The organism is Massilia orientalis (assembly GCF_030411975.2).
Taxonomy (GTDB): domain Bacteria; phylum Pseudomonadota; class Gammaproteobacteria; order Burkholderiales; family Burkholderiaceae_D; genus Telluria; species Telluria orientalis.
In genome coordinates, this window is sequence record NZ_JASNRB020000005.1 from 112566 (window position 1) to 136840 (window position 24275).

General features: G+C 67.0%; 25 protein-coding genes. 12 read left to right on the forward strand and 13 right to left on the reverse strand.

The window, feature by feature from the left end; translation table 11 throughout:
- Positions 1-194: 194 nt before the first annotated feature.
- Positions 195-1103, reverse strand: coding sequence for a LysR family transcriptional regulator (locus tag QPK29_RS08965; RefSeq protein WP_371768671.1), 909 nt, complete (start codon positions 1101-1103; stop codon positions 195-197).
- Positions 1104-1197: 94 nt separating this feature from the next.
- Here QPK29_RS08965 and QPK29_RS08970 point away from each other — a divergent pair, with 94 nt between their 5' ends.
- Genes QPK29_RS08970 through QPK29_RS08980 form a run of 3 tightly spaced genes read left to right on the forward strand, consistent with a single transcriptional unit; the run spans position 1198 to position 4148 of the window.
- Positions 1198-2376 carry an SGNH/GDSL hydrolase family protein gene (locus tag QPK29_RS08970; protein ID WP_371768672.1) on the forward strand — a complete coding sequence of 393 codons (1179 nt, stop codon included), beginning with the start codon at positions 1198-1200 and terminating at the stop codon, positions 2374-2376.
- 4 nt (positions 2377-2380) lie between these two features.
- Positions 2381-3217: an AraC family transcriptional regulator gene (locus QPK29_RS08975; RefSeq protein WP_371768673.1), complete on the forward strand. Its 837-nt coding sequence runs from the start codon at positions 2381-2383 to the stop codon at positions 3215-3217.
- 34 nt (positions 3218-3251) lie between these two features.
- Positions 3252-4148 carry a DMT family transporter gene (locus QPK29_RS08980; protein ID WP_371768674.1) on the forward strand — a complete coding sequence of 299 codons (897 nt, stop codon included), beginning with the start codon at positions 3252-3254 and terminating at the stop codon, positions 4146-4148.
- On the opposite strand, the gene QPK29_RS08985 is transcribed toward QPK29_RS08980, so the two are convergent.
- Positions 4118-4423, reverse strand: coding sequence for a hypothetical protein (locus tag QPK29_RS08985; protein WP_371768675.1), 306 nt, complete (start codon positions 4421-4423; stop codon positions 4118-4120). The genes QPK29_RS08980 and QPK29_RS08985 overlap by 31 nt on opposite strands.
- 137 nt (positions 4424-4560) lie before the next feature.
- Here QPK29_RS08985 and QPK29_RS08990 point away from each other — a divergent pair, with 137 nt between their 5' ends.
- On the forward strand, positions 4561-6732 hold the full coding sequence (locus QPK29_RS08990; RefSeq protein WP_371768676.1) for a putative bifunctional diguanylate cyclase/phosphodiesterase: 2172 nt from the start codon (positions 4561-4563) through the stop codon (positions 6730-6732).
- A gap of 10 nt (positions 6733-6742) precedes the next feature.
- On the opposite strand, the gene QPK29_RS08995 is transcribed toward QPK29_RS08990, so the two are convergent.
- The gene (locus tag QPK29_RS08995) at positions 6743-7201 is read right to left on the reverse strand and encodes a RidA family protein (protein WP_082577011.1); all 459 of its coding nucleotides are present in this window, start codon (positions 7199-7201) and stop codon (positions 6743-6745) included.
- 197 nt (positions 7202-7398) lie between these two features.
- Here QPK29_RS08995 and QPK29_RS09000 point away from each other — a divergent pair, with 197 nt between their 5' ends.
- The 5 genes from QPK29_RS09000 (at position 7399) to yidD (ending at position 10513) form a co-directional block, all read left to right on the forward strand.
- A complete protein-coding gene (locus QPK29_RS09000) occupies positions 7399-8262 on the forward strand; it encodes a prepilin peptidase (RefSeq protein ID WP_371768677.1) in 864 nt (287 codons plus the stop codon).
- A gap of 24 nt (positions 8263-8286) precedes the next feature.
- Positions 8287-8928 (forward strand): dephospho-CoA kinase, encoded by a 642-nt coding sequence (gene coaE, locus QPK29_RS09005; protein ID WP_371768678.1) that lies wholly within the window; start codon positions 8287-8289, stop codon positions 8926-8928.
- A 73-nt stretch (positions 8929-9001) separates the two neighbouring features.
- Positions 9002-9757: a cell division protein ZapD gene (gene zapD / locus QPK29_RS09010; RefSeq protein WP_056122871.1), complete on the forward strand. Its 756-nt coding sequence runs from the start codon at positions 9002-9004 to the stop codon at positions 9755-9757.
- 9 nt (positions 9758-9766) lie between these two features.
- Positions 9767-9949: a DNA gyrase inhibitor YacG gene (gene yacG, locus QPK29_RS09015; protein ID WP_371763541.1), complete on the forward strand. Its 183-nt coding sequence runs from the start codon at positions 9767-9769 to the stop codon at positions 9947-9949.
- A 6-nt stretch (positions 9950-9955) separates the two neighbouring features.
- Positions 9956-10513 carry a membrane protein insertion efficiency factor YidD gene (gene yidD, locus QPK29_RS09020; RefSeq protein ID WP_371768679.1) on the forward strand — a complete coding sequence of 186 codons (558 nt, stop codon included), beginning with the start codon at positions 9956-9958 and terminating at the stop codon, positions 10511-10513.
- Here the strand turns inward: yidD and QPK29_RS09025 are convergent.
- Genes QPK29_RS09025 through argJ form a run of 3 tightly spaced genes read right to left on the reverse strand, consistent with a single transcriptional unit; the run spans position 10434 to position 13009 of the window.
- A complete protein-coding gene (locus tag QPK29_RS09025) occupies positions 10434-10856 on the reverse strand; it encodes an NUDIX domain-containing protein (RefSeq protein ID WP_056122865.1) in 423 nt (140 codons plus the stop codon). The two genes, yidD and QPK29_RS09025, sit on opposite strands and share 80 nt — an antisense overlap.
- Positions 10849-11754: an ATP-binding protein gene (locus tag QPK29_RS09030; protein ID WP_371768680.1), complete on the reverse strand. Its 906-nt coding sequence runs from the start codon at positions 11752-11754 to the stop codon at positions 10849-10851. The genes QPK29_RS09025 and QPK29_RS09030 overlap by 8 nt, the downstream gene beginning before the upstream one ends.
- A 4-nt stretch (positions 11755-11758) precedes the next feature.
- Positions 11759-13009 (reverse strand): bifunctional glutamate N-acetyltransferase/amino-acid acetyltransferase ArgJ, encoded by a 1251-nt coding sequence (gene argJ, locus QPK29_RS09035; RefSeq protein ID WP_371768681.1) that lies wholly within the window; start codon positions 13007-13009, stop codon positions 11759-11761.
- Between the two features lie 309 nt (positions 13010-13318).
- Here argJ and QPK29_RS09040 point away from each other — a divergent pair, with 309 nt between their 5' ends.
- Both QPK29_RS09040 and QPK29_RS09045 read left to right on the forward strand, forming a co-directional pair.
- Entirely contained in the window at positions 13319-14380 is a 1062-nt protein-coding gene (locus QPK29_RS09040) for an AI-2E family transporter (RefSeq protein ID WP_371768682.1), read from the forward strand.
- Positions 14381-14436: 56 nt separating this feature from the next.
- Positions 14437-15447, forward strand: coding sequence for a MerR family transcriptional regulator (locus QPK29_RS09045; RefSeq protein WP_371768683.1), 1011 nt, complete (start codon positions 14437-14439; stop codon positions 15445-15447).
- On the opposite strand, the gene QPK29_RS09050 is transcribed toward QPK29_RS09045, so the two are convergent.
- Positions 15444-16223 (reverse strand): COG4705 family protein, encoded by a 780-nt coding sequence (locus QPK29_RS09050; protein WP_371768684.1) that lies wholly within the window; start codon positions 16221-16223, stop codon positions 15444-15446. The two genes, QPK29_RS09045 and QPK29_RS09050, sit on opposite strands and share 4 nt — an antisense overlap.
- 99 nt (positions 16224-16322) lie before the next feature.
- Entirely contained in the window at positions 16323-19106 is a 2784-nt protein-coding gene (secA, locus tag QPK29_RS09055; protein WP_371768685.1) for a preprotein translocase subunit SecA, read from the reverse strand.
- A gap of 246 nt (positions 19107-19352) precedes the next feature.
- Between secA and QPK29_RS09060 the strand changes: the two genes are divergently transcribed.
- The gene (locus QPK29_RS09060; RefSeq protein ID WP_371768686.1) at positions 19353-19853 is read left to right on the forward strand and encodes a DciA family protein; all 501 of its coding nucleotides are present in this window, start codon (positions 19353-19355) and stop codon (positions 19851-19853) included.
- An 87-nt stretch (positions 19854-19940) separates the two neighbouring features.
- Here the strand turns inward: QPK29_RS09060 and lpxC are convergent, their stop codons facing one another.
- The 5 genes from lpxC to ftsZ all read right to left on the reverse strand — a co-directional run bounded on the left by lpxC (position 19941) and on the right by ftsZ (position 24206).
- Positions 19941-20876: a UDP-3-O-acyl-N-acetylglucosamine deacetylase gene (gene lpxC / locus QPK29_RS09065; protein WP_056122841.1), complete on the reverse strand. Its 936-nt coding sequence runs from the start codon at positions 20874-20876 to the stop codon at positions 19941-19943.
- Positions 20877-20947: 71 nt separating this feature from the next.
- Positions 20948-21829, reverse strand: a complete 882-nt coding sequence (locus QPK29_RS09070; protein WP_371768687.1) for a DMT family transporter — start codon at positions 21827-21829, stop codon at positions 20948-20950.
- Positions 21830-21839: 10 nt separating this feature from the next.
- Positions 21840-22289 (reverse strand): GNAT family N-acetyltransferase, encoded by a 450-nt coding sequence (locus QPK29_RS09075; RefSeq protein WP_371768688.1) that lies wholly within the window; start codon positions 22287-22289, stop codon positions 21840-21842.
- Between the two features lie 2 nt (positions 22290-22291).
- Positions 22292-22795: a peroxiredoxin gene (locus tag QPK29_RS09080; RefSeq protein WP_056327962.1), complete on the reverse strand. Its 504-nt coding sequence runs from the start codon at positions 22793-22795 to the stop codon at positions 22292-22294.
- 211 nt (positions 22796-23006) lie between these two features.
- Positions 23007-24206, reverse strand: a complete 1200-nt coding sequence (gene ftsZ, locus QPK29_RS09085; RefSeq protein WP_056122832.1) for a cell division protein FtsZ — start codon at positions 24204-24206, stop codon at positions 23007-23009.
- Between the last annotated feature and the right edge of the window lie 69 nt (positions 24207-24275).

Genomic DNA, 24275 nt, shown 5'->3' on the forward strand with positions numbered 1-24275 from the left:
ATCGGTACGATACATGGTCTCTTGCCCCGAATGTGGTTCCTCTTACGTACGCCGAATCGCGCGTACGCCCCTCATGCGTATCCTGTGGAGCAGCAAGCACATCCTGTGCAGCGATTGCGGCGAACGCTCCGTCGTCTTCCCCAAGCTCATGACACTGGCCGCAAAACACCAGGCATCGAGCCGGACCGCGCGATTCATCCTTGCCCGCCTGCAAAGCCAGCAATCCCACTGAATTGTCCGACCGCGAAGTCGATGAACAGCCGCGTCCGCAGCGCCTGAAACTGCCGCGACGGATACAGCAACGTTAAATCCTGCGGCCGCGCGGCCCACTCGTCCAGCACCCGCACCAGTTCCCCACTGTCCAGCAGATCCCGGACCAGCCAGTCCGGGCACACGCCGATCCCGCCGCCCAGCACCAGGGCCTCCCGTATCGCCAACGCGTTGTTCACGCGAAAGCGGCTAGCCGTCGGCACCCGTGCCTGCTCTTCGCCACGGAACAATTCCACGGTACTGCCCGGCGTCCAGGCGAAGCGGACGACGTCGTGCGTCGCCAAGTCGTCCGGCACCGACGGCACGCCCCGCCGCGCGAGATACATGGGTGCCGCCACCAGGAAGCGCGGCACGGTGGCCAGGTGCCGCCCGATGGCGTCCGGCGGCAACGTGCCGCCCAGCCGGAACGCGACGTCGACGCCTTCCTCGACGAGGTCGACGAAACGGTCGTTGAGAATCAGTTCGACGTCGATGGCCGGATGGTCGGCCAGGAAGCGCTGGACCATCGCATTGATACGGAACTGGCCCAGCGCGACCGGCGCATTGATGCGCAGCAGTCCCGCCGCCTGGCCCGTCATGCCCTGCACGTCGCCCACGGCCGCGTCGAATTGCTCGACGATGCGTTTGGCGTCGGCGTAGAAGCGCTGGCCCTGCTCCGTCGGCGACAGGCCGCGCGTGCTGCGTTCGACCAGGCGTACGCGCAGCTGCCGTTCCAGCCCGGCCAGCCATTTGCTGACGGTGGGCTGCGTCGTGCCGAATTCCCGGGCCGCCGCGGACAGGCTGCCCAGTTCGAGGGTGCGTACGAAGACGCGCAGCGCGTGGAGCGTATCCATTTATTCGAAATTGGAATGAGTGACCTTCGATCCTACCATCTTCATCGCCATTCCAGAATGACCTAACGTGGAGTCCTCAACCAAGGAGTCCACCATGTCCAAACCGATCGCCGCACTCACCCTTTCCCTGCTGCTCGCCGCACCCGACGCGCCGGCGGGCGAGCACTGGGCCACGTCCTGGTATGCGGCCCCGCAACCCGCCTGGGACGGCAGTTTCGCGTTGCCGATGAACGTCCCCACCAGGCTCGACAACGCGACGTTGCGCGAGACCGTCCGCCTGAGCGCGGGCGGGCAGCGCATCCGGCTCGTGTTCTCGAACCGGTACGGCCATGAACCGGTCAGGCTCGGCGCCGTGCGCGTCGGCCCCGCCGACGACCCGCACGCGGCGCGGGCGCTGACGTTTTCCGGGCAACCGGGCGCTTCCATCCTGCCGGGCGCCACGGTGACGAGCGATCCGCTCGCCCTCCCCGTGCGGCCGCTGTCCCGGCTGGCCGTGACGACGCGGCTGCCCGCGCCGACCAACGTCGCCAGTTTCCACTGGGGCGCGCAGCAGACCGTGCAGATCGACGGCGCCCATGTCGGCGGCCGGTTGTTCCTGAGCGCCGTCCTGGTCGAGTCGGCACAACCCGCCCGCACCATCGTCGCGCTCGGCGATTCGATCACGGACGGCAACGGCTCGACGCCGGACGCCGACCGCCGCTGGCCGGACATCCTGGCCGAACGCCTGGCGCCGCACGGCGTCGCCGTCGCCAATGCCGGCATCTCGGGCGGACGGCTGGCGCGCGACGGCATGGGCGTGAGCGCCCTCGCACGCCTCGAGCAGGACGTATTGAGCCAGCCCGGCGTGTCGGATGTCATCGTACTGCTCGGCATTAACGACATCGGCTGGCCCGGCAGTCCGTTCGCGCCGGCCGAGCGCCCCGCCACGCTGGAGGAACTCGCGGCCGCGTACCGGCAACTGGTCGCAGCAAGCCACGTCCGCGGCGTACGCGTGACGGCGGCGACATTGCCGCCGTTCGAAGGCGCCCTCGCCGGCACGCCGTACGCCGGCCACTACAGTCCCGACAAGGAACGCCTGCGCCGGCAGTTGAACGACTGGATCCGCACGGCCGGCGTGTTCGATGCCGTCGTCGACTTCGACGCCGTCCTGCGCGACCCTGCCCGGCCGCGCCGCCTGCGGGCCGACTTCGACTCGGGCGACCATCTGCATCCGGGCGATGCGGGCTACCGCGCCATGGCCGGGGCGATCGACATCGCTCCGCTGGTACACTGAACGGATGCCCAAGTCCAGGAAGAACGCCGATTTCAGGATCGTCCGTGCCGCAGTGCCGGGGGTGCAGGCCGTGGAAGCGCGCAGCGACCACGTCTTCGCGCGCCACAGCCATGACCAGTACGGCGTCGGCCTCATGCTGGCCGGCGGCCAGACGTCGAGCAGCGGACGCGGCCAGGTGGAGGCGCTGGCCGGCGACATCATCACCGTGAATCCGGGCGAAGTGCACGACGGCGCCCCGCTCGGCGGCGCGCCCCGCGCGTGGCGCATGCTGTACCTGCCGCCGCAACTCGCCGATGCCGTCGCGGCCGACCTGGGCGAAGGCGCCCGCCGCGATTACGCGTTTCACCAGCCGGTCGCCCACCATGCCGCGCTGGCCGGCTGTTTCCGGCGGCTGTACGCGGCCGTCACCGGCGACGCGACCGCCCTCTTGCGCGAGCAATTGCTCCTCGAATTGCTGCATGGGCTGCAAGGCGATGCGCCGCGCAACGGGTCCGCATCGGCGACGGCCGCGATCGCGCGGGCACGGGCGATGATCGACGACGCGCCGGCCGCCGCACCCAGTCTCGCCGACCTGGCGGCGGCCTGTGGGCTCAGCCGCTTCCAGCTCGTGCGGCAATTCGCGCGGGCGACGGGGCTGACGCCGCACGCCTACCTGATCCAGCGCCGCATCGACGCGGCCCGTGCGCTGCTGGCGCGCGGGTCGACACTGGCGGACGCCGCGGCCGCCAGCGGCTTCGCCGACCAGAGCCACATGACGCGCCTGTTCATCCGCACCTATGGCATCACGCCCGGCGCGTACGCCTGCAATTTCGTTCAATACCCATTGAAAGGCGGCCGCTAACCTGCGTTCCCATGTCGATGACGAGGAGAACGCCGTGTCCGATAAGACCCTGGGTTACTGGTACCTGACGCTGGCCATGGTGCTCGTCGGCAGCACCGTCGTGGCCAGCAAGATCGCCGCCGCCGGCCTGCCGCCGTTCACGGCCACCGCCCTGCGCTTCGCGCTCGCGCTACCCTGTTTTCTGGTGCTGCTGCATGTATCCGGCGAGCGCCTGCCGCGGCCGGGCTGGCGCGACGGCGCCCTCCTCGTCGTGCAGGGGCTGGCCGGCACGGCCGGGTACACGGCGCTGTTGATGGCCGGGCTGCGCGCGACCTCGGCGCTCGATGCCGGCGTCATCCTCGGCACCCTGCCCGTCGTGTCGGCCGTCGTGGCCGTGCTCGTGCTCGGCGAGCGGCCGCGGCCCGCGCTGGTCGCGACCGTGCTGCTCGCGGGCGCCGGCCTGTTCGTGCTGCAGCCGGCGGGCCGCGGGGCCGGGTCGTTGACGGGCAATGCGCTCGTCTTCGGCGCCGTGCTGTGCGAAGCGCTGTTCATCCTGCTGAATAAACGGGTGCGGATCGCGATGTCGCCGCTCGCCCTGTCGACGCTGATGAGCGCCATCGGCCTCGCCGCGTCGCTACCGTTCGCGCTGGCCGAACGCGGTTCGATGGCGGCCGTGACGCCGGCGGCACTGCTCGCCGTCGGCTACTATGCGCTGCTGCCGACGGTCGGCGGGTTCCTGCTGTGGTATGCGGGCACGGCCCGCGTCGGCGGGACGGAGGCTGCATTGTTCACGGCGCTGGCACCCGTGGCCGCGCTGCTGCTGGCGGCCCTGCTGCTGGACGAGCCGGTGGGACCACGGCAATTTGCCGGCATCGCGTTCGTGCTCGCGGCGGTGGGCGTATCGGCACGGCCCGCGGCCCGTCAGGCGCAGGTCTTGCCGCCCACGCCGTGATAGCCCTTCGCCCTGGCGTCCGCTTCCGTCATGTACTCGCCCTTTTTGGTCTTGCCGTAGTACTTGCTGCCTTCGCAGTGATAGACCTTGCTGGCGCTGTTCGCCCACACCTTGCCCGCGCCGCCGCCGGACGCTTCTTTCTTCGGCGCGGGCTTGCTGGCCGCCGGCGCGGTCGGCGCGCCCTTGTCCGGTGCCAGCGGGTTCGGCACGGTGGTCTGGGCGAATGCGGTGGCGGCGGCGAGTGCGGTCAACAGCAGGACGAGATGACGTTTCATGGTGGCTCCAATAGGCCGGATCGAACACCGGCATGTAACTTGCATTGTACGGGTTAGTCCAATACTACGATGGCAACCAGCCCGTTTCGGTGCAAATCGACACCGCCCGTCCGGTTCTGGTGCACGCCTGACATTACATGCAGAACATCGACATCGCTCTCCTCCACGACGACGCGGGCGACCGCCTGGCCGGACTCGGCCGCTGGTGGCTCGACCCCGTGAACGGCCGCATCACGTTGTCGGCCGTGGCCGCATCGTTCTTCGGCACCGGCCGGCATCCGGATTGCCTCGCACGCATCGAGCCCGACGACCGCGCCCTCGTGCATGCGACCCTCGACCGCATCAGGAAAGGCGACGGCGGCGCCGAATGCGAATTCCGCGTGCGCACCGACGGACTCGGCCTGCGCTGGCTGCGCCTGCAGCAGACCGGCACGTCCGCCACCGGTATCCTCGTCGACGTGACGGCCGCCAGGCAGGCTGCCGCGCGCGAGCGGTTCAATTTCGCGCTCACGCAATACCTGGTGGGCACCGACAGCATCGACGACGCCGTCACCGGCATTTTGCAACTCGTGTGCGAGGAACTGGGCTGGGAATGGGGCGCATTCTGGGCGCTCGACGACCGCACCGGCACGCTGCGCTGCCGGTACGCATGGCAGGCGCCGCGGCAGGCGCTGGCGCCGTTCCGGGCCGCGAGCGCGCGCCTGGCGATGGCGCCCGGCGAAGGCCTGATCGGCACCGTCTGGGACAGCGGCGAGGCTCGCTGGATCGAGGACGCGAGCGGCACGGCCGACCTGTTGCGGGCGGAGGCGGCGCGCGCGTGCGGCCTGCAGTCGGCGTACTTCTTCCCCGTGACGTTCGTCGCGTCGGACGCGTGCCTGATGCGGCCCGGCGTGCTCGAATTCTTCAGCGTCCAGCAACGCCAGCCGGACGCGCAGTTGCCGGGCCTGGCGAAATCGATCTCCGCGATGATCGCCCAGGCCGTCGAGCGCATGACGCAGCAGGAGCGCATCCGCGTGCGCGCGCAGACGGACGAGATGACGGGCCTGGCCAACCGCGCCCATTTCTACGACCAGGTCGACCGCCAGTGCCGCGACGCGCGGGCCGGGCAGACGTTCGGCGTGCTGTTCGTCGACCTCGACCAGTTCAAGCCCATCAACGACGCCTTCGGCCACGACGCCGGCAACGTCGTGCTGACGACGTTCGCGTCACGCCTGCGCGCGCTGGCGCCGCCCGGCTGGCGCATCGGCCGCCTGGGCGGCGACGAGTTCGCGCTGCTGTCGGCGCCCGGCGTCACGCCGCAGGAACTGGAACGCGTCGCCGAGTCCGTGCTGGACGCGGCGCGGCGCCGCTTCGTCTACGGCGAGCACCGGCTCGCGGTGTCGGCCAGCATCGGCATCAGCACGTATCCCGACCACGGCGGCTGCACGCGCGAACTGCTGCACGCGGCCGATGCCGCCATGTACGCCAGCAAGCGGAACGGCCGCAACCTGGCCAGCCGCTTCAGCGGCGACGGCGCGCCGGCCGACGCCGGCCATCGCATCGGCTTGCTGACCGACCTGCATTGCGCGATCCGGCGCGGCGAATTCTTCCTCGAGTACCAGCCGATCCGCACGACCACCGACATGGACATCGCCGCCGTCGAGGCGCTGATCCGCTGGCGCCGGCCGAACGGCGAAATCGTCCCGCCGAACGTGTTCATTCCGCTGGCGGAACAGAGCCGCCTGATCGTCGACATCGGCCGCTGGGTCGTGCGCCAGGCCTGCCACGACCTCGCCCGCCTGCGCGCGGCCGGGCTGGGCGGCGTGCGCGTGCACGTCAACATGGCGGCGCCGGAATTCATCGATGCCGAACTGCCGGACCGGCTGACGGCCATCGCCGCGGCGGCCGGCGTCGATCCGCGCGGCATCTGCCTCGAACTGACGGAAGGCGTCGTGATGAAGCATGCCGACAAATCGATCGCCATCATGCGCGAACTGCGCCGGCGCGGTTTCGGCATCGGCCTGGACGACTTCGGCATGGGCTATTCGTCGCTGTCGCTGCTGAAGAACCTGCCGATCGGCTCGCTCAAGATCGACCGGCTGTTCATGGCCGGCGTGCCGTACGACCGCAACGATTGCGCCATCGTGCGCTCGCTCCTCGACCTCGGCCGGCACATGAAGCTGACGGTGGTCGCGGAAGGCGTCGAGACCGATGCCCAGCTGGGCTATCTGCGCCAGTTCGGCTGTCCCCTCGTGCAGGGCTGGCTGCCGGGCCGCCCGGTGCCGCTGGAGCGCCTGTTCGACCTGATCGCGCAGCCGCAGGCGGCCTGATCGTGCAGCGTCAGTGCACCGCGATGGCCGAGATCTCCACCGCGGCATCCTTCGGCAGGCGCTGGACCTGCACGGTGGCGCGGGCCGGCGGCTTGTCCTTGAAATACGTCGCGTACACGGCGTTCAGCTTCGCGAAGTCGTTCAGGTCCTTCACGTAGACCGTCGTCGAGACGACGTTATCGAGCGTCATCCCGGCGGCGGCGAGCACCGCCTTCAGGTTCTCGAACACCTGCGCGGTCTGCTCCTCGATCGTGCCGGTATTGGTCTGTCCCGTCTTCGGATCGATGGGAATCTGTCCCGCCAGGAACACCATGCCGCCGGACCGTATCGCCTGCGAGTACGGTCCCACCGCGGCCGGCGCGTCCTTGCTCGCGACGACTTCCTTCTGGGGCGTCGAGGCGGCGCCATGGGCTGCACCGAACGGCAGCAAAGCGGCAAAGGCAATACCCAGGCAGTGCTTCGTGTTCATGATGTTCCTTTCGTGTTGTGGACAGGACGGCAATGCCAGCCCAGTCTAGCGGCCGTATGTACGGCGTCAAACCACAGAATGGATAGGGCCGGGGACGCCACACGTGGCGGGGACGCCTCACCATGCTGCCCAAAGCGCGGGAAAACCCCTAGAATAGTTGATCCACGGAATCAGCCACCCACCGGATCATCGTACTCATGGAAACCCTGCTCTTCGCCGCCCCGGCGACCCTCGCCGCGACCCTCGCCGCCGCCTTGTTCGGCCTGTTGATCGGCAGCTTCCTGAACGTGGTCGTGTACCGCCTGCCCGTGATGGCGCAGCGCGAACTCGACAACTACATCGCGCACGAAGCGGGCAAGGACCTGCCGCACCCGGACCGCTTCAACCTGATGGTGCCCCGCTCGGCCTGCCCGCACTGCGGCCACCAGATCACGGCGCTGGAAAACATCCCCATCGTCAGCTGGCTGGCCCTAAGAGGCAAATGCAGCGCGTGCAAGGCGCCCATCTCTCCCCGCTATCCGATCGTGGAAGCCGTGACGGGCCTGCTGTCGGCCGTGCTGGTCTGGCATTTCGGCAGCGGCTGGCTGGGCCTCGCGAGCCTCGCGTTCGCGTACTTCCTGATCGCGATGACGTTGATCGACTACGACACGAAGACCTTGCCGGACGACCTCACGTACCCGCTCCTGTGGCTGGGCCTGCTCGTGAACCTGGACGGCACCATCGTCCCGCTGCGCGACGCCGTGATCGGCGCCATGGGCGGCTACCTGGCGCTGTGGGCCGTGTACTGGCTGTTCAAGCTCGCCACCGGCAAGGAAGGCATGGGCTACGGCGACTTCAAGCTGCTCGCCGCGCTGGGCGCGTGGATGGGCTGGGCGATGCTGCCGACCATTATCATCCTGTCGTCCGTCGTCGGCGCCATCGTCGGCATCTCGCTGATCGTGTTCGCCCGCCGCGACCGCAATAATCCAATTCCCTTCGGACCGTATCTCGCCGCGGCTGGTATGATCGCACTCTTGTACGGAATACCACTCACCCGCTACGCGCAGGGTTACCTGGTCTAGCCTCGCGCCGGGCCCGAGGATCGCATGGAGACAGCTTCACGTTTTGCGGTAGGGCTCACCGGTGGCATCGGCTGCGGCAAGACGACCGTGGCCGACCTGTTCGCCGCGCGCGGCGCCGCCGTCATCGACACCGACCAGATCGCCCACGGCCTCACGGCCCCGCACGGCGCCGCGATGCCCGCGCTGATCGCGGAATTCGGTTCCGACTACGCCACGCCGGACGGCGCCCTCGACCGCGCGAAGATGCGCGCGCTCGTGTTCTCCGACCCGTCCGCGCGCGCCCGCCTGGAGGGCATCCTGCATCCCCGCATCCGCGCAGCGACGGCCGCCGCCGCCCTGCTCGCGGATGGTCCTTACACGATCTTCGTCGTGCCGCTGCTGATCGAATCGGGCACATGGCGCGAGCGCGTCGGGCGCGTGCTCGCGATCGACTGTTCCGAGGCGACGCAGGTCGCACGCGTGATGGCGCGCAACGGCCTGACGGAAGACCAGGTCCGCGCCATCATGGCGGCCCAGGTGACGCGGGCGCGCCGCCTGGAAGAAGCGGACGACGTGATCCTGAACGACGCCGGCATCGACGCCCTGTTGCCACAAGTGGAACGCTTGCACCGCTTTTATCTTGACGAAGCGGCAAAATTAACAGTGCCGCCAAGCCAGCGTTTGTAATTTTGTGCATCATGGTTCAGAATCACCAGGTTACTCGCCAGCCTACATTCAGGGGAATGAGAGGAATGACATTTTGATCGTCTATGAATACCCATTCAACGAGCGGATTCGCACGTTGTTGCGGCTGGAGGACCTGTACGAGAAGTTCAAATTCTTTGTAGCCCAAGAACATCCTCTGCAGCACCATGTCGCGCTCGCGACGATCTTCGACATGCTGGAAGTAGCGGGCCGCGCGGACCTCAAGTCCGACCTGCTGCAGGAACTCGAACGCCAGAAGCAGAGCCTGCTGGGCTACCGCAGCAATCCCGCCGTCGCCAGGGACATGCTCGACGCCGTGCTGGCCGAGCTCGACACGGTCAGCAACGCCCTCGTCAACGCCCAGGGCAAGACGGGCCAGAACGTGCGCGACAACGAATGGCTGATGAGCATCCGCGGCCGCACGATCATTCCCGGCGGGGCCTGCGAATTCGACCTGCCGTCCTACCACGCGTGGCAGCGGCGCCCGACCGAACAGCGCCACGCCGACATCATGGCGTGGTTCACCCCGCTGGCCCCGCTGTTCGAGGCCCTGGCCCTCGTGCTGCGCCTGCTGCGCAATTCCGGCGGCCCCGTCAAGATGATCGCCTCGTCCGGCAGCTACCAGCAGATGTTGCAAGGTAAGATGTACCAGATGCTGCGCCTGTCGGTGGACGAATCGCTCGGCGCGATCCCTGAGATTTCCGCCAACAAGTACATGCTGTGGGTACGCTTCACGACCCAGGGCGGCGACCTGAAACCGAAGCCGCTGGAAGAAGACGTCCCGTTCGAACTCACACTCTGCAATTTTTAGAAGCACACCATGACCGTCGTATCCTGCCCCACCTGCGGCAAGAAGGTCGAATGGAAGCCGGAAAACAAATTCCGCCCATTCTGTTCCGAACGCTGCAAGCAAATCGACCTGGGCGCCTGGGCCGAAGAGAAATACACGATTCCCGGCGCGCCGCCCGGGGACGCCGACGACGAATCCGTCTCGAAAGAATAAGGGCGCGTGAAGGCCACCGCACTGGCGCTGGCCGCCATCCGCGTCTACCAGCGTTTCATTTCACCGTACAAGGGCTTTTCCTGCGCGCTGCGCGTGGCGACGGGCGGTGACAGCTGCTCGGCCTATGGTCACGCGGTCATTGCGCGCTTCGGGCTCTGGCGCGGGCTCGGGCTGCTCGACCGTCGCCTCGCGCTGTGCGGCCACGTGCACCGGCAGATACCGCGTCCGCCCGCGCCCGTGCTCCATCCGCGCGTCCGGCGCCAGCAGGGATTCTGCGACGCGCCGTGCGACGTGCCCTGCGACGGCCCCGGCCACTGCCATTTTCCGTGCGACGGCCACCACCACTGCGGCGGCGTGCCGCGGCATCTACCCTGCGACACGTTCGATCTGTGCGATGTCTGCGACGGCTGCGATGCGTGGAAACGCTGGCGCGAGCGGCGCCGCCGTCACGATACGCGTGACCTGGATGCGGCGGCGGAACGGATCAGGCGCCGGAACGCCCCGCGTACCGCACCTGATCCAGCCACTCGAGCAACGGAATCGTCGCGGGCAGCAGAGGACTGACGGCATACGCGCCCTGCCACGCGAACGCCTGCCCTTCCAGGCTTTGCGGCTCGCCTTCCCACGCGCGGCTGATGTAGAAGTAGAGCCGCACGTGCGCATGCTCGTACACGTGTTCGACGCAGCACCAGGGCTCGGCCGAGATCACCTTCACGCCCAGTTCTTCGACGAATTCGCGTTGCAGCGCGTGGAAGATGTCCTCGCCCGGCTCGACCTTCCCTCCCGGGAATTCCCAGTAGCCGGCGTACGGCTTGCCGTCCGGGCGCTGGCCCAGCAGCACGTCGCCGTTCGGGCGCATCAGCACGCCCACGGCCACGTCGACCGGCTTGTCCACGGCTTCAGACATCGACCTGTTCCTGTACCGGCGCGGGCGGCAGCTTGCCCGCGTAGTCCTTGGCGAACTGCCACGCCACGCGGCCCGAGCGCGAGCCGCGGCCCAGTGCCCAGCGCAGCGCATCGCCGCGCGCGCCTTCGATCTGCTCCGGCGTGCAGCCGAAGCTCGCCAGCCAGTGGCCGACGATGTCCAGGTAGTCGTCCTGCTTGAACGGATAGAACGACAGCCACAGGCCGAAGCGCTCGGACAGCGAGATCTTTTCCTCGACCGTCTCGGCCGGGTGCAGGTCGTCGTCGGCCACGTGCTTGTAGCCGGCGTTGTCCGAGAATTTTTCCGGCATCAGGTGACGGCGGTTCGACGTCGCGTAGATCAGCACGTTGTCCGACTGCGCCGCGATGCTGCCGTCCAGCGCCACCTTCAGCGCCTTGTAGCCCGCCTCGCCCTCCTCGAAACTGAGGTCGTCGCAAAAGATCACGAAGCGCTCCGGCCGGCCCGCGACGAGGTCGACGATGTCCGGCAGGTCGGCCAGGTCGGCCTTGTCCACTTCGATCAGGCGCAGGCCCTGCGGCGCGAACTGGTTCAGGCACGCCTTGATCAGCGACGATTTACCGGTGCCGCGCGCGCCCGTCAGCAGCACGTTGTTGGCGGGGCGCTTCGTCACGAACTGGCGCGTGTTCTGCTCGATCTGCTCTTTCTGCGGACCGATGTGCTGCAGGTCGTCCAGGCGGATGTTCGCCGTGTGCGCCACGGCCTGCAGGTACTTGATGTTGCCCGCGCCCGGGCGCCTGCGCCAGCGGTAGGCGTAACCGTGGCGAAAATCCGGATCGCGCGGCGCCGCGGGCGGCAATAAAGCCTCCACGCGCGCCAGCAGGGCTTCGGCGCGGTGCAGGAAGTTTTCCAGCGGGTTCATCGATTCAGGAACGGTAGTCGGCGTTGATCGAGACGTAGTCGTGCGACAGGTCGCAGGTCCACACGGTGGCATCCGCCTCGCCGCGCGCGAGCACGACGCGCACGAGGATCTCGGCCTTCTTCATCACGCGCTGGCCATCCTCTTCCTTGTAGTCCGGATTGCGGCCGCCGGCCTTGGCGACGAGGGCGTCGTCCAGGTACAGGTCGAGCTTGGCCGTATCGAGGTCGTCGACGCCCGCGTAGCCGATGGCGGCCAGGATGCGGCCCAGGTTCGGGTCCGATGCGAAGAACGCGGTCTTCACGAGCGGCGAGTGGGCGATGGCGTAGGCGATCTTGCGGCACTCTTCCATGTCGCGGCCCTGCTCCACGGTGATCGTGATGAACTTGGTGGCGCCCTCGCCGTCGCGGATGATCTGCTGCGCCAGGTGGCGCGAGATGCCGGTGACGGCGTCGCGCAGCGCTGCGTAGTCCGCGCTGTCGGTCGAATCGACGACGAGCGAGCCCGCGCCCGTGGCGACGAGGATGAACGAGTCGTTGGTCGACGTGTCGCCGTCGATCGTGATGCTGTTGAACGAGCGGTCGGCCGCGTACTTCACCAGTTCGTCCAGCACGGGTTGCGCGACCTTCGCGTCGAAGGCGAGATAGCCCAGCATCGTCGCCATGTTCGGCTTGATCATGCCGGCGCCCTTGCTGATGCCGGTCATCGTGACCGTGTGGCCGCCGATGGTCGCCGTCAGCGACGCCGCTTTCGGCTGCGTGTCCGTCGTCATGATGGCTTCGGCCGCGTTGAACCAGTTGTCCGCCTTCAGGTTCGCGATGGCGGCCGGCAGGCCCGCGACGATCTTTTGCACCGGCAGCGGTTCCAGGATCACGCCGGTGGAGAACGGCAGCACCTGCTGCGCGTCGAGGCCGAGCAGGCGCGCCACTTCCGCGCACGTGGCCTGCGCGTTCTGCAGGCCCGGCTCGCCGGTACCCGCGTTCGCGTTGCCCGTGTTGACGACCAGCGCGCGGATCGCTTTGCCGCCGCCGGCATTTTTCTCTTTCGCTGCCTCGAGATTCGCCTTGCAAACCTGGACCGGCGCCGCGCAGAAGCGGTTCTTCGTGAACACGCCGGCGACGGTCGCCCCTTCGGCGAGCCTCATCACCAGCACATCCTTGCGGTTCGGCTTCTTGATGCCGGCTTCGGCGTAACCGAGTTCGATGCCGGCGACGGGTTTCAGGTCGGCGGCGACGGGCAGGGGGGAATTGACGGCCATGGCGTTCTCTAATGAAAAGATGGAAAGAAGGTCCGGTATTGTAACGCCTGCAGACGACACGCACGTTCGCGAGCCTGCTGTCCGCGGCCGCCGAATACGTCATCCCCGCGCAGGCGGGGATCCAAGTTTCTATGCGCTGCCGCTGTGCATGCAAAATTGGGCCCCGCCTTCGCGGGGGCGACGGTTCATATGCGCCGAGCTCACGGACGCCTGCTGTTAATACACGCTTAAGTTGACCACTTAATAATCGGCAACACTACTTACCCGGCGATGACGCTTTGGTAAGATGGCCCATCCACTGGAGAAGCAATGACCGACAACCAACGCGATGTAATGAGCGCCGGCTTTTCGCTGGCGATCGTCCTGTGTGCCCTGTTCGTGACGCAGCGCTTCATCCTGCCGCTGCTGTGGGCCGCGATCCTGTGCATCGCCACGTGGCCGCTGTACGCGCGCGTCCGCACGGCGCTGGGCGGGCGCACGATCGCCGCGGCGGCCCTCGTCACCCTCATCGTCGCCATCGTGTTCATCGCGCCCCTCGCGCTGGGCGTCACGTCGGCCGCGCGCCAGGCGCCCGCACTGGCGCAGCTGGTCGCGAGCGCCAATACGGAAGGCCTCGCTGCGCCCGAGTGGCTGCACCGCATCCCGTTCGCCCGCGACGCCATCTACAACTGGTGGCTGGCCACGCTCGGCCAGCCGCACGGCCTTGCGCACCTGCTGCAGGACGGCTCCGTCGGCCGCATGCAGACCGCGAGCGAAGTCCTCAAGCGCGTCGGCAGCGGCGTCATGCACCGCCTCGTCGACATGCTGTTCGCCTTCCTGTGCCTGTTCTTCTTCTACAAGGACGGCGCCGCATTGCAGCGCCAGACGGACGCCATCGGCGCCCACCTGATCGGCACGCGGCGCTGGACCTTGTTCTCGCTGAAGGTGCCCGTCGCGGTGCGCGCCACCGTCAACGGGCTCGTGCTCGTCGGCCTCGCGGAAGGCGTCCTGCTGGGCATCGGCTACCAGGTCGCGGGCCTGCCGTCGGCCGTGCTGTGGGCCGCCGCCACGGGCATCCTCGCCATCATCCCGTTCGGCGCCCCGCTCGCCTTCGGCGCCGCCGCCGCGCTGCTCGCGTACCAGGGCGCGACGATCGCGGCGATCGCGATCCTCGCCTGGGGCGCCGTCATCCTGTTCATCGCGGATCACTTCGTGCGGCCGGCGATGATCGGCAACGCGACGCAGCTGCCGTTCGTCGCCGTCCTGCTGGGCATCCTCGGCGGCGTCGAGACGCTGGGTCTCATCGGGCTGTTCGTCGGGCCTGTCGTGATGACCTTGTTCGTCACGCTGTGGCATGAGGCGCGCGCGTTGCGCGAGGCGCATACCGCTTGACCCTCACCTAACGTGAGGCCCGAGACTGGCCGCACGCTGAAGAACGGAGACGAACGATGCTGAAAGTGGGAGAGCTGGCCGCGCTGGCCAACCTGACGGTGCGCACCCTGCACCACTACGACAACATCGGCCTGCTCCGCCCTTCGGCGCGTTCCGATGCCGGCTACCGGCTCTACGACCGCGACGACGTGGCCCGCCTGCACCGCATCCAGGCCCTGCGCGCGTTCGGCCTGAGCCTCGCCGACATCGCCCTCACGCTGGACAGTCCGGCCGGCTCGCCGCTGGCGATCGTCGACCGCCAGCTGGAAGCGCTCGAAACGCGCATGGCGGAAGCCAGGCGCCTGCGCGACCAGCTGCTGCGCGTGCGCGCAGAACTCGTGCGCGGCAGCGCGCCGGACCTGTCCACGTGGCTCACCACATTGGAGAACACCATGGACATGATCAACGTATATGAACGCTATTTCACCAAGGAGGAACTGGAGCGCCTGCCGATGGTCCGCAGCGACGCCGCCCAGGCGCAATGGCAGGCGATGGTCGAACAGGTGCGCGGCCTGATCGAATCGCAGGTGCCGCCGAACTCGGATGCCGCCAAGGCGTTCGCCCTGCGCTGGCTGCAGACGTTCGACCGCGACACCGGCGGCGACGCGGCGCTGCAGGCGAAGCTGAACGCGATGGTCGAGCGCGAACAGGACGCCGTCGGCATGCCGGCGCAGATTTTCGGCTACGTGAAGGCCGCCGTCGGCGAACTGAAATTCGACACGTGGGCGAAGTACCTGCGGCCGGAAGTCCTCGACCGCATGCGCCGCCACATCGCCACGCGCGGCGAGGAGTGGACGCCCCTGATCGCGCAGGTGCAGGACGAAGTCAAGGCCGATCCGGATGCGACGGGCCCGCGGGCGCGTGAACTCGGACGCCAGTGGATGGACCTGTTCCACGACATGGTCGGCACCGACCCGCAGGACGTCGACGCCTTCCGCAAGGCCACCGCGACGGAACCCCTGCTGCGCATGGGGCCGGGCATCGGCGACGCGACATTGGCCTGGCTGCGCAAGGCGCTGAGCGCCTAGTCACGCGACGGCACGAGCCGCTCGGCGCGCTGGGGCAACAGCAGCACGAGCAGCAGCATGGCGGCGACGAGTGCACCGGATGCCGTGTAGCGGCTCCACGCGAGGCCGCCGGCGGCGACGGGTTTGTCGAGGAAGTCGCCGACCGTCGCCCCCAGCGGCCGCGTGAGGATGAACGCGGCCCAGAACAGGGCCGTACGCGAGGTACGCGTCCACAAATACAGCGCGATCACGGCGGCGAGGCCCGCCGCGAACAGCACGGCGCCGCCGCCGTAGCCCAGACCCCAGCCGGCCTCCGGGTCGGCCACCCAGTCGCCGAGGGCCGTGCCGAGGGTCTGGGAAAACAGGATCGTGATCCAGTAGAAGACTTCCGCATCGCGCGTATCGAGCCGGTTGATCGACACCGAGCCGAGCGTGCGGTGCCAGCCATACAATGTCGCCGCCAGCAGTGCTGCCAGCAATGCGGAGCCGCCCAGGTAGCCGATGCCCAGCGAGCGGTCGCACAGGTCGGCCAGCGTCGTGCCGACCGTCGTCGTGGCGACGATCACGGCCCAGAACAGCAACGGGTGAAAGCGCGTGGCGCGGATCTGCGCCGTCAGCATCACGGCCAGCAGCGCCGCAAAGATCGCCGTGCCTGCCAGGTAGCCGAGTTCCATCGACATCGTCACGGCGTCGCCGGCCGTCTCGCCGAGCGTCGTCGCGAGAATCTTGATGATCCAGAAGCCGAGGGTCACGGCCGGGACCTTGGCGAAAGCGTTGTGGGAGGTCGAGATCGGCATCCCACCATCCTAGCGCACCCGGCCGGGCGCACGCATTACGAAACGCTCATAAAAAAAGGCAGTCCACTGGACTGCCTTTTTTCGTTGGGGGTTACGGCATCACGCCAGCTTGCCGTGGCAAGCCTTGAACTTCTTGCCGCTGCCGCACGGGCACGGGTCGTTGCGGCCGACCTTCACGCCCATGTAGGTGGTGGCCGGATCGTCCGCCATCGCCGTCGTGCCCGGGGTCGCCGCAAGCGGCGCCATCAGTTCTTCCGGCGCCGCCGTCGGGTCGAAGTCGGCGTGCTGGTAGTTGATGTTTTCCAGGTGTGCAGCCGCTGCCTGCATCGCCGCTTCCGCCGCCTCGACTTCCTCGCGGGTCTGGATGCGGACGGTCATGATGGTGCGGATGACTTCGTTCTTGATCTGGTCCAGCATGGCGCCGAACAGTTCGAACGCTTCGCGCTTGTATTCCTGCTTCGGGTTCTTCTGCGCATAGCCGCGCAGGTGGATGCCCTGGCGCAGGTGGTCCAGCGCGGCCAGGTGCTCGCGCCAGTGCGTGTCGATGTTCTGCAGCATGACGTTGCGCTCGAAGCCGCCGAACGCTTCCTTGCCGACGATGCCGACCTTCGCTTCGTACGAGCTTTCCGCCGCGGCCAGCACACGCTCGAGGATGTCGTCGTCGTTCAGGTTCGGCTCTTCCTCCAGCATCTTCGCCAGCGGCACCGGGAGGGCCCATTCGTCGGCCAGCACGCGTTCCAGCGACGGGATGTCCCACTGCTCTTCCACCGACTCCGCCGGCACATAGGTGCGCACGACGTCGGTGAACACGCCGATGCGCAGGCTGGCGATCAGCTCGGAGATGTCGGCCGCTTCCAGCAACTCGTTACGCTGGGTGTAGATCACCTTGCGCTGGTCGTTGGCGACGTCGTCGTATTCCAGCAGCTGCTTGCGGATGTCGAAGTTGCGGGCCTCGACCTTGCGCTGCGCGCCTTCGATCGAGCGCGTGACCATGCCCGCTTCGATCGGCTCGCCTTCCGGCATCTTGAGACGGTCCATCACGGCGCGCACGCGGTCGCCCGCGAAGATGCGCAGCAGGGGGTCGTCCAGCGACAGGTAGAAGCGCGACGAACCCGGGTCACCCTGGCGACCGGAACGGCCGCGCAGCTGGTTGTCGACGCGGCGCGATTCATGGCGTTCGGTGCCGATGATGTGCAGGCCGCCCTGCGCGACGACATGGTCGTGCAGCGACTGCCATTCCTCGCGCAGCTTGGCCGACTGCTCGGCCTTCTGCTCCGGCGTCAGCGATTCGTCCGCTTCGATGAACTGGATCTGCTTCTCGACGTTGCCGCCCAGGACGATGTCGGTACCGCGGCCGGCCATGTTGGTGGCGATGGTGATCATCTTCGGACGACCCGCCTGCGCGATGATCTCCGCCTCGCGGGCGTGCTGCTTCGCGTTCAGCACGTTGTGCGGCAGCTTGGCCTGGTCCAGGATACCCGACAGCAGTTCCGAGTTCTCGATCGACGTCGTGCCGACGAGGACCGGCTGGCCGCGCTCGTAGCAGTCGCGGATGTCGTTCACCATCGCCTGGTATTTTTCCTGCGCCGTCTTGTACACCTGGTCCTGGCGGTCCTTGCGCTGCGACGGACGGTTCGGCGGGACGACGACGGTTTCCAGGCCGTAGATCTCCTGGAATTCGTACGCTTCCGTGTCCGCCGTACCGGTCATGCCGGACAGCTTGCTGTACATGCGGAAGTAGTTCTGGAACGTGATCGACGCGAGCGTCTGGTTCTCGTTCTGGATGCGCACACCCTCTTTCGCTTCCACGGCCTGGTGCAGGCCGTCGGACCAGCGGCGGCCCGTCATCAGGCGGCCCGTGAATTCGTCGACGATCACGACCTCGTTGTTCTGCACGACGTAGTGCTGGTCCTTGTGGTACAGCACGTGTGCGCGCAGGGCGGCGTACAGGTGGTGGATCAGCGTGATGTTGGCGGCGTCGTACAGCGACGCGCCTTCCGGCAGCAGGCCCATCTTCGTCAGGATGGACTCGGCCTTTTCGTGGCCGGCCTCGGTCAGCAGCACGGTGTGCGCCTTCTCGTCCTTCGTGTAGTCGCCCGGGACTTCGATGTTGCCCTTGCCGTCCGGGGTCTCCTCGCCGATCTGCCGGGTCAGCAGCGGCGGGACTTCATTGATCTTGTGGTACAGCTCCGTGTGGTTCTCGGCCTGGCCGGAAATGATCAGCGGGGTACGCGCTTCGTCGATCAGGATCGAGTCCACCTCGTCGACCACGGCGAAGTTCAGGCCACGCTGCACGCGCTCGCGCATCTCGTAGACCATGTTGTCGCGCAGGTAGTCGAAGCCGTATTCGTTGTTGGTGCCGTACGTGATGTCGGAACCGTAGGCTTTCTGCTTGCTGTCGTGATCCATCTGCGACAGGTTCACGCCCGTCGTCAAACCGAGCCAGCCGTACAGGCGGCCCATCTGCTCGGCGTCGCGCTGGGCCAGGTAATCGTTGACCGTCACGACGTGCACGCCCTTGCCGGACAGCGCGTTCAGGTACACGGGCAGGGTCGCCATCAGCGTTTTACCCTCGCCGGTGCCCATCTCGGCGATCTTGCCGTAGTGGAGGACCATGCCGCCGATCAGCTGCACGTCGAAGTGGCGCATCTTCATGACGCGCTTGGCGGCTTCGCGGCAGACGGCGAAGGCTTCCACGAGGATGTCGTCCAGGGTGGCGCCCCCGGCCAGGCGTTGCTTGAATTCGTTTGTCTTTGCCTGGAGATCGGCATCGGACAGCGCTTCCATCTGCGGCTCGAGCGCGTTGATCTCGCGTACGGATTTTTGGTATTGCTTGAGCAGACGCTGGTTACGGCTGCCGAAAATCTTGGTCAGGAATGACATGCTGTGTTCTTCAAAAGTACGCCGCGAAAAAGGTCCGAGGAGCCCAGGATGATAGCAAAAACATATCTCCCCGAGAGCGCCAATGGCAAAAAGCCACCGATTTTATCATGCGATCCGGCCACACTTGGGGGTCGCCCGGCGGATCACAAGTGCGGCTGGCAAAAAATGTTATCAAACTGCATTCGATTTCACACAGGCGCACACGATTCTTCGCGACAGGGGGCGCGGCTGTGGTATGTTCCAAGCATGCAGTCCTCTTCGAACCAGCGTCCCTTCCACATCTACGGCACCCGCGACCGCAAGACGTCGTTCGTGGCGACCGACTTCCTGCGCGCCAACGACCGCCTCGCCGCCCTGATGCCGACCGCCCTGCGCGTGGGCAATTTGCAGCGCGACGTCAAGGTGATCCTGCCGCCGATGTACGCCGGCTGCGACGTGCTGTCGTTCCAGGATGCCGTGCTGACCCTCGCCGTGCCCTCTTCCGCCGTCGCGGCCAAGCTCAAGCAGCAGCTGCCCAAGCTGCAGGCGGGTTTGCAGAAAAAGGGATGGCAGGTGGAGAACGTGCGCATCAAGATCCAGATGCGGCCGAACGTGCCCGTGCGCGAGGAGCTGAAGCCGTCCTCGCTGACCTTGCCGCCGACGGCGGTGGATGCGTTCGAGCAGTTGGGGGAGACGTTGCCGGAAACACCGCAGAACGCGTCTCTGATCGCGGCAATCAAGAGGCTGGCGGAGAGACGCAAGAAATAACATCGTCATTCCCGCGCACGCGGGAATCCATGCTGAGTCAGCCTGCACGCGACGTATGGATTCCCGCTTTCGCGGGAATGACGGCCGTTACGTCAGCGCCCACTCCCGCTCCATCTGCGCGCCGTAAGACACCGGCGCCCGCTCCTGCGCATCGAACGTCACGATCTCGTACGAATCCGGATGCGCCAGCAGCTCGCGCAGCAGCAGGTTGTTCAGGCCGTGGCCCGACTTGTGCGCCTCGTAGCTGGCCAGCAGCGGCGAGCCGACGAGATACAGGTCGCCGATCGCGTCGAGGATTTTATGGCGCACGAACTCGTCGTCGTAGCGCAGGCCGTCCGCATTCAGGATGCGGTACTCGTCCATCACGATCGCGTTTTCCAGCGAGCCGCCGCGCGCCAGGCCCATGCCGCGCAGGCTTTCCACGTCCTGCATGAAGCCGAACGTGCGGGCGCGCGCCACGTCGTGCACGTACGAGACCTTGCCGAAGTCGACGATCGCGCGCTGCGTCGTGCCGTCCACGGCCGGGTGGTTGAATTCGATAAAGAAGTCGAGCTTGAAGCCGTCGTACGGGCTCAGGCGCGCCCATTTCTCGTTGGCACCGCTGCCCTGGCGGACTTCCACGGGTTTCAGCACGCGGATGAATTTCTTGGGTACGGCCTGCTCCTGCACGCCCGCCTGCTGCAGCAGGAAGACGAACGACGACGCGGAACCGTCCATGATCGGGATCTCTTCGGCCGTGACGTCGACGTACAGGTTGTCGATGCCGAGGCCGGCGCAGGCCGACATCAGGTGCTCGACGGTCGAGACGCGCGCATCGCCCTGTGTGAGCACCGACGCCATGCGCGTATCGCCCACGATATCGGCATTCGACGGGAACTCGACGATGGGATCGAGATCGACGCGGCGGAACACGATACCCGTATCGGCGGCCGCCGGACGCAGGGTCAGCTCGACCTTGGTGCCGGAGTGCAAACCAACGCCTGTCGTGCGCACCAGTTGTTTGATGGTTCGTTGTTTGAGCATCGTTCGATTATATCGTAGCGTTTACAGCCTTGCCGGCGACCGCCGCCCCCGGTGGCAGGAACACCACGTTTTCAAGGATGCTCGGCTTCCGCGTGGATGGTTTCGTGGCGGATCAGGTACAGGCCACTGCCGACGATGATGGCGGCGCCCAATAAAGTGTATTCATCTGGCAAGGTTTTCCACATGAGCCAGTCGATGGCCACGCCCCAGGCCAGCGCCGTGTACTCGAACGGCGCCACCACGGACGCCTCGCCGTGGCTGAACGCCTCCGTCAGCGCCAGCTGGCCGAAAAAGCCGCTCACGGCCAGCATCAGGATCAGCAGCCAGTGCTCGGCCTGCACGGGCACCCACGCGGGCGCGGCCATGGGCGTTGCACCGATGGCCATCAGCACCATCAGCCAGAACATCATGTGCTCGCCCCGGTCCGTGCGCGCGAGCACGCGTCCGGCGACGGCCGACACGGCATAGCACACGGCCGCGGTCAGCACGGCGAGTCCGCCCATCGAGAAAAAGCCGGCGCCGGTCGGCCGCAGCACGACGAGCACGCCCGCCATGCCGACGCCGATCGCGATCCAGCGCGCGCCGTTCACGCGCTCGCCCAGCACGAACACGGACAGCACGGTGATCAGGATCGGGCCGATGAAGAAGATCGAATACGCCTCGGCCAGCGACAGCGTCTTGAGGCCGTACGTGAACAGCGCCAGCATCGCGATGCCGATGGCGCCGCGCAGCAGGTGCAGCGGCCAGCGGATGCGCAGCAGCGACCGCTGCCCGCCGCGCCAGAACAGATACGCACCGACGAGCGGCAGCGCGGACAGCGCGCGGATCGCCGCCACCTGCAGCGCCGGGAAGTGCGCGGACAGCAGCTTCATCGTCATGTCCATGATGGAGAACATGGCGACGCAGACCAGCATCGCGCGGATGCTGCGCATGTTGCCGGCGAGGCGACTCATGGACGATCTCTCACAGCGGCATCTCCATGAACAGCGACAGCGGATCCTCCCGGTAATCGCCGAACGGCGCACGGCGCTCGAAGCCGAGACGCTCGTACAAACCGATGGCTTCCGGCTGGTGAATGCCCGTCTCCAGGCGCAACACCGACAGGCCGGACATCCGCGCGAACATCACGAGGTGCTCGAGCAGTTTGCGGCCCGTGCCCAGCCCACGCTTGCGCTCGTCCACGAACATGCGTTTGACCTCGCCGTACTCCTGCCGGTTGACGAGGGCCGCGCACCCGACCGGCGCGCCGTCCACGTCGCGCGCGACGAGGAACAGCACGTCGCCCTGCATCAGCGACGCGATGTCCATCAGGTGGTTGCTCTCGGCCGGATACAGCGCGGCGCAGTAGGCGTCGAGACGCGCGAGCATATCGCGCACCTCGGGCTGGTCCGGCGTTTCGGCGTTGACGATCAAGATCAGCCCAGTTGCTTCAGGAGCGTTTCGGCCGACGACACGTCGAAGCCGCCGCTCTCGACGTTCAGCTGCTTGACGACACCGTCCTGCACCAGCATCGAGTAGCGCTTGGAGCGCACGCCGAAGCCCTTGGCGACGAGGTCGAATTCCAGGCCCAGCGCCTTGGTGAACGTGGCGCTGCCGTCGGCCATCATGCGGACGATGCCGGTGGCCTTCTGGTCGCGGCCCCATGCGCCCATCACGAACGCGTCGTTTACCGAGATGCACCAGATCTCGTCGACGCCCTTGGCTTTCAGCTGGTCGGCCAGCTGGATGTAGCCGGGCAGGTGCTGCGCGGAGCAGGTCGGGGTGAAGGCGCCCGGCAGGCCGAAGATGGCGATGGTCTTGCCCTTCACCAGGTCGGCCACGTTGAACGTGTTCGGACCGAGCGCGCAGCCTTCGGTTTCGATGTCGATGAATTCTTGCAGGGCGCCTTCCGGCAGGCGGTCGCCGATCTGGATCGTCATGGTGGTATTCCTTTCAGGTTTCAAGAACCCGCAAGTATGCCCGATCCAGACCAAACCGGGGTCAGAGCCCTTATTTTGGCAAGTGCCTGGGAGCTGTTTCCAAAAATCGGGCTCTGACCCCGGTTCTCAAAAACGAAAGGCCAGGCTGCTTGGAACAGCCTGGCCCCGCATCATGGAGCGCCGGTGGTCAGCCGGCGTTGGAGTCTGCTACTCAGTCGGCCTGCTTGCGCAGGAACGCCGGGATGTCGTAGGTCTCGACACCGTTGTTCTGCATCGCGCGCACCTGCTCGGAGGCCTGCTCGCGGCGCCAAACGGCCGGCTGCTTCATGCCGTCCATTGCGCCGGCGGTCGCCGTACCCATGGTCACGCCGGCCGTCACGCCCGGGGTGCCCGACATCATCGGCGCGCCGTACGTGCCGGTGCGCAGCACCTGCTGCGGCTGCACCAGCGAGATGTTGGCCTTGTTCTTGCCCAGGCCCGTCGCGACGACGGTCACGCGCAGTTCGTCGCCCATCTCGTCGTCGTAGGCGATGCCTTGTGCGATCGCGGCGTCCGGTGCAGCGAAGGCGCGCACGGCGGCCATGACTTCCTTGATCTCCTTGCCTTTCAGGCCGCGCGATGCGGTGACGTTCACCAGCACGCCCTTCGCGCCCGACAGGTCGATGCCGTCCAGCAGCGGCGAAGCGACGGCCTGTTCGGCGGCGATGCGTGCGCGGTCGACGCCCGACGCGGTCGCGGTGCCCATCATGGCCTTGCCCTGCTCGCTCATGATGGTCTTCACGTCGTTGAAGTCGACGTTGATGTGGCCCGGGACGTTGATGATCTCGGCGATACCGGCGACGGCGTTGTTCAGCACATCGTCCGCATGCTTCATCCAGTCCAGCATCGATTCGTCTTCATAGATGTCTTCCAGCTTCTCGTTCAGGATGACGATCAGGGAGTCGACGTGCTTGGTCAGTTCGTTCAGGCCGTTTTCCGCGACGTCCATGCACTTCTGGCCTTCGTACGAGAACGGCTTCGAGACGACGGCCACGGTCAGCGCGCCCAGGCTCTTGGCGACTTCCGCGACGATCGGCGCGGCGCCGGTGCCCGTGCCGCCGCCCATGCCGGCGGCGATGAAGACCATGTGCGCACCGCGCAGCGCGTCTTCGATGCGCATGCGCGATTGCTCGGCCAGCTGGCGGCCGATTTCCGGACGCATGCCCGCACCCAGGCCGGACTCGCCGATCTGGATGATGTTGTGGGCGCTGGATGCGGCCAGCGCCTGGGCGTCCGTATTCGCCGCGATGAACTCCACGCCGGCGACGCCCTTGTTGATCATATGCTGGACCGCATTGCCACCCGCGCCGCCAACGCCGACGACCTTGATGACCGTGCCCAATGCTGCGTTATCGACCATATCGAACTCCATGATGAACTCCTAATCTCGATGAGCCGTTTCCAAGCCCGAATCCTCGCACAAGAAGCCAGGGCTCGAGAT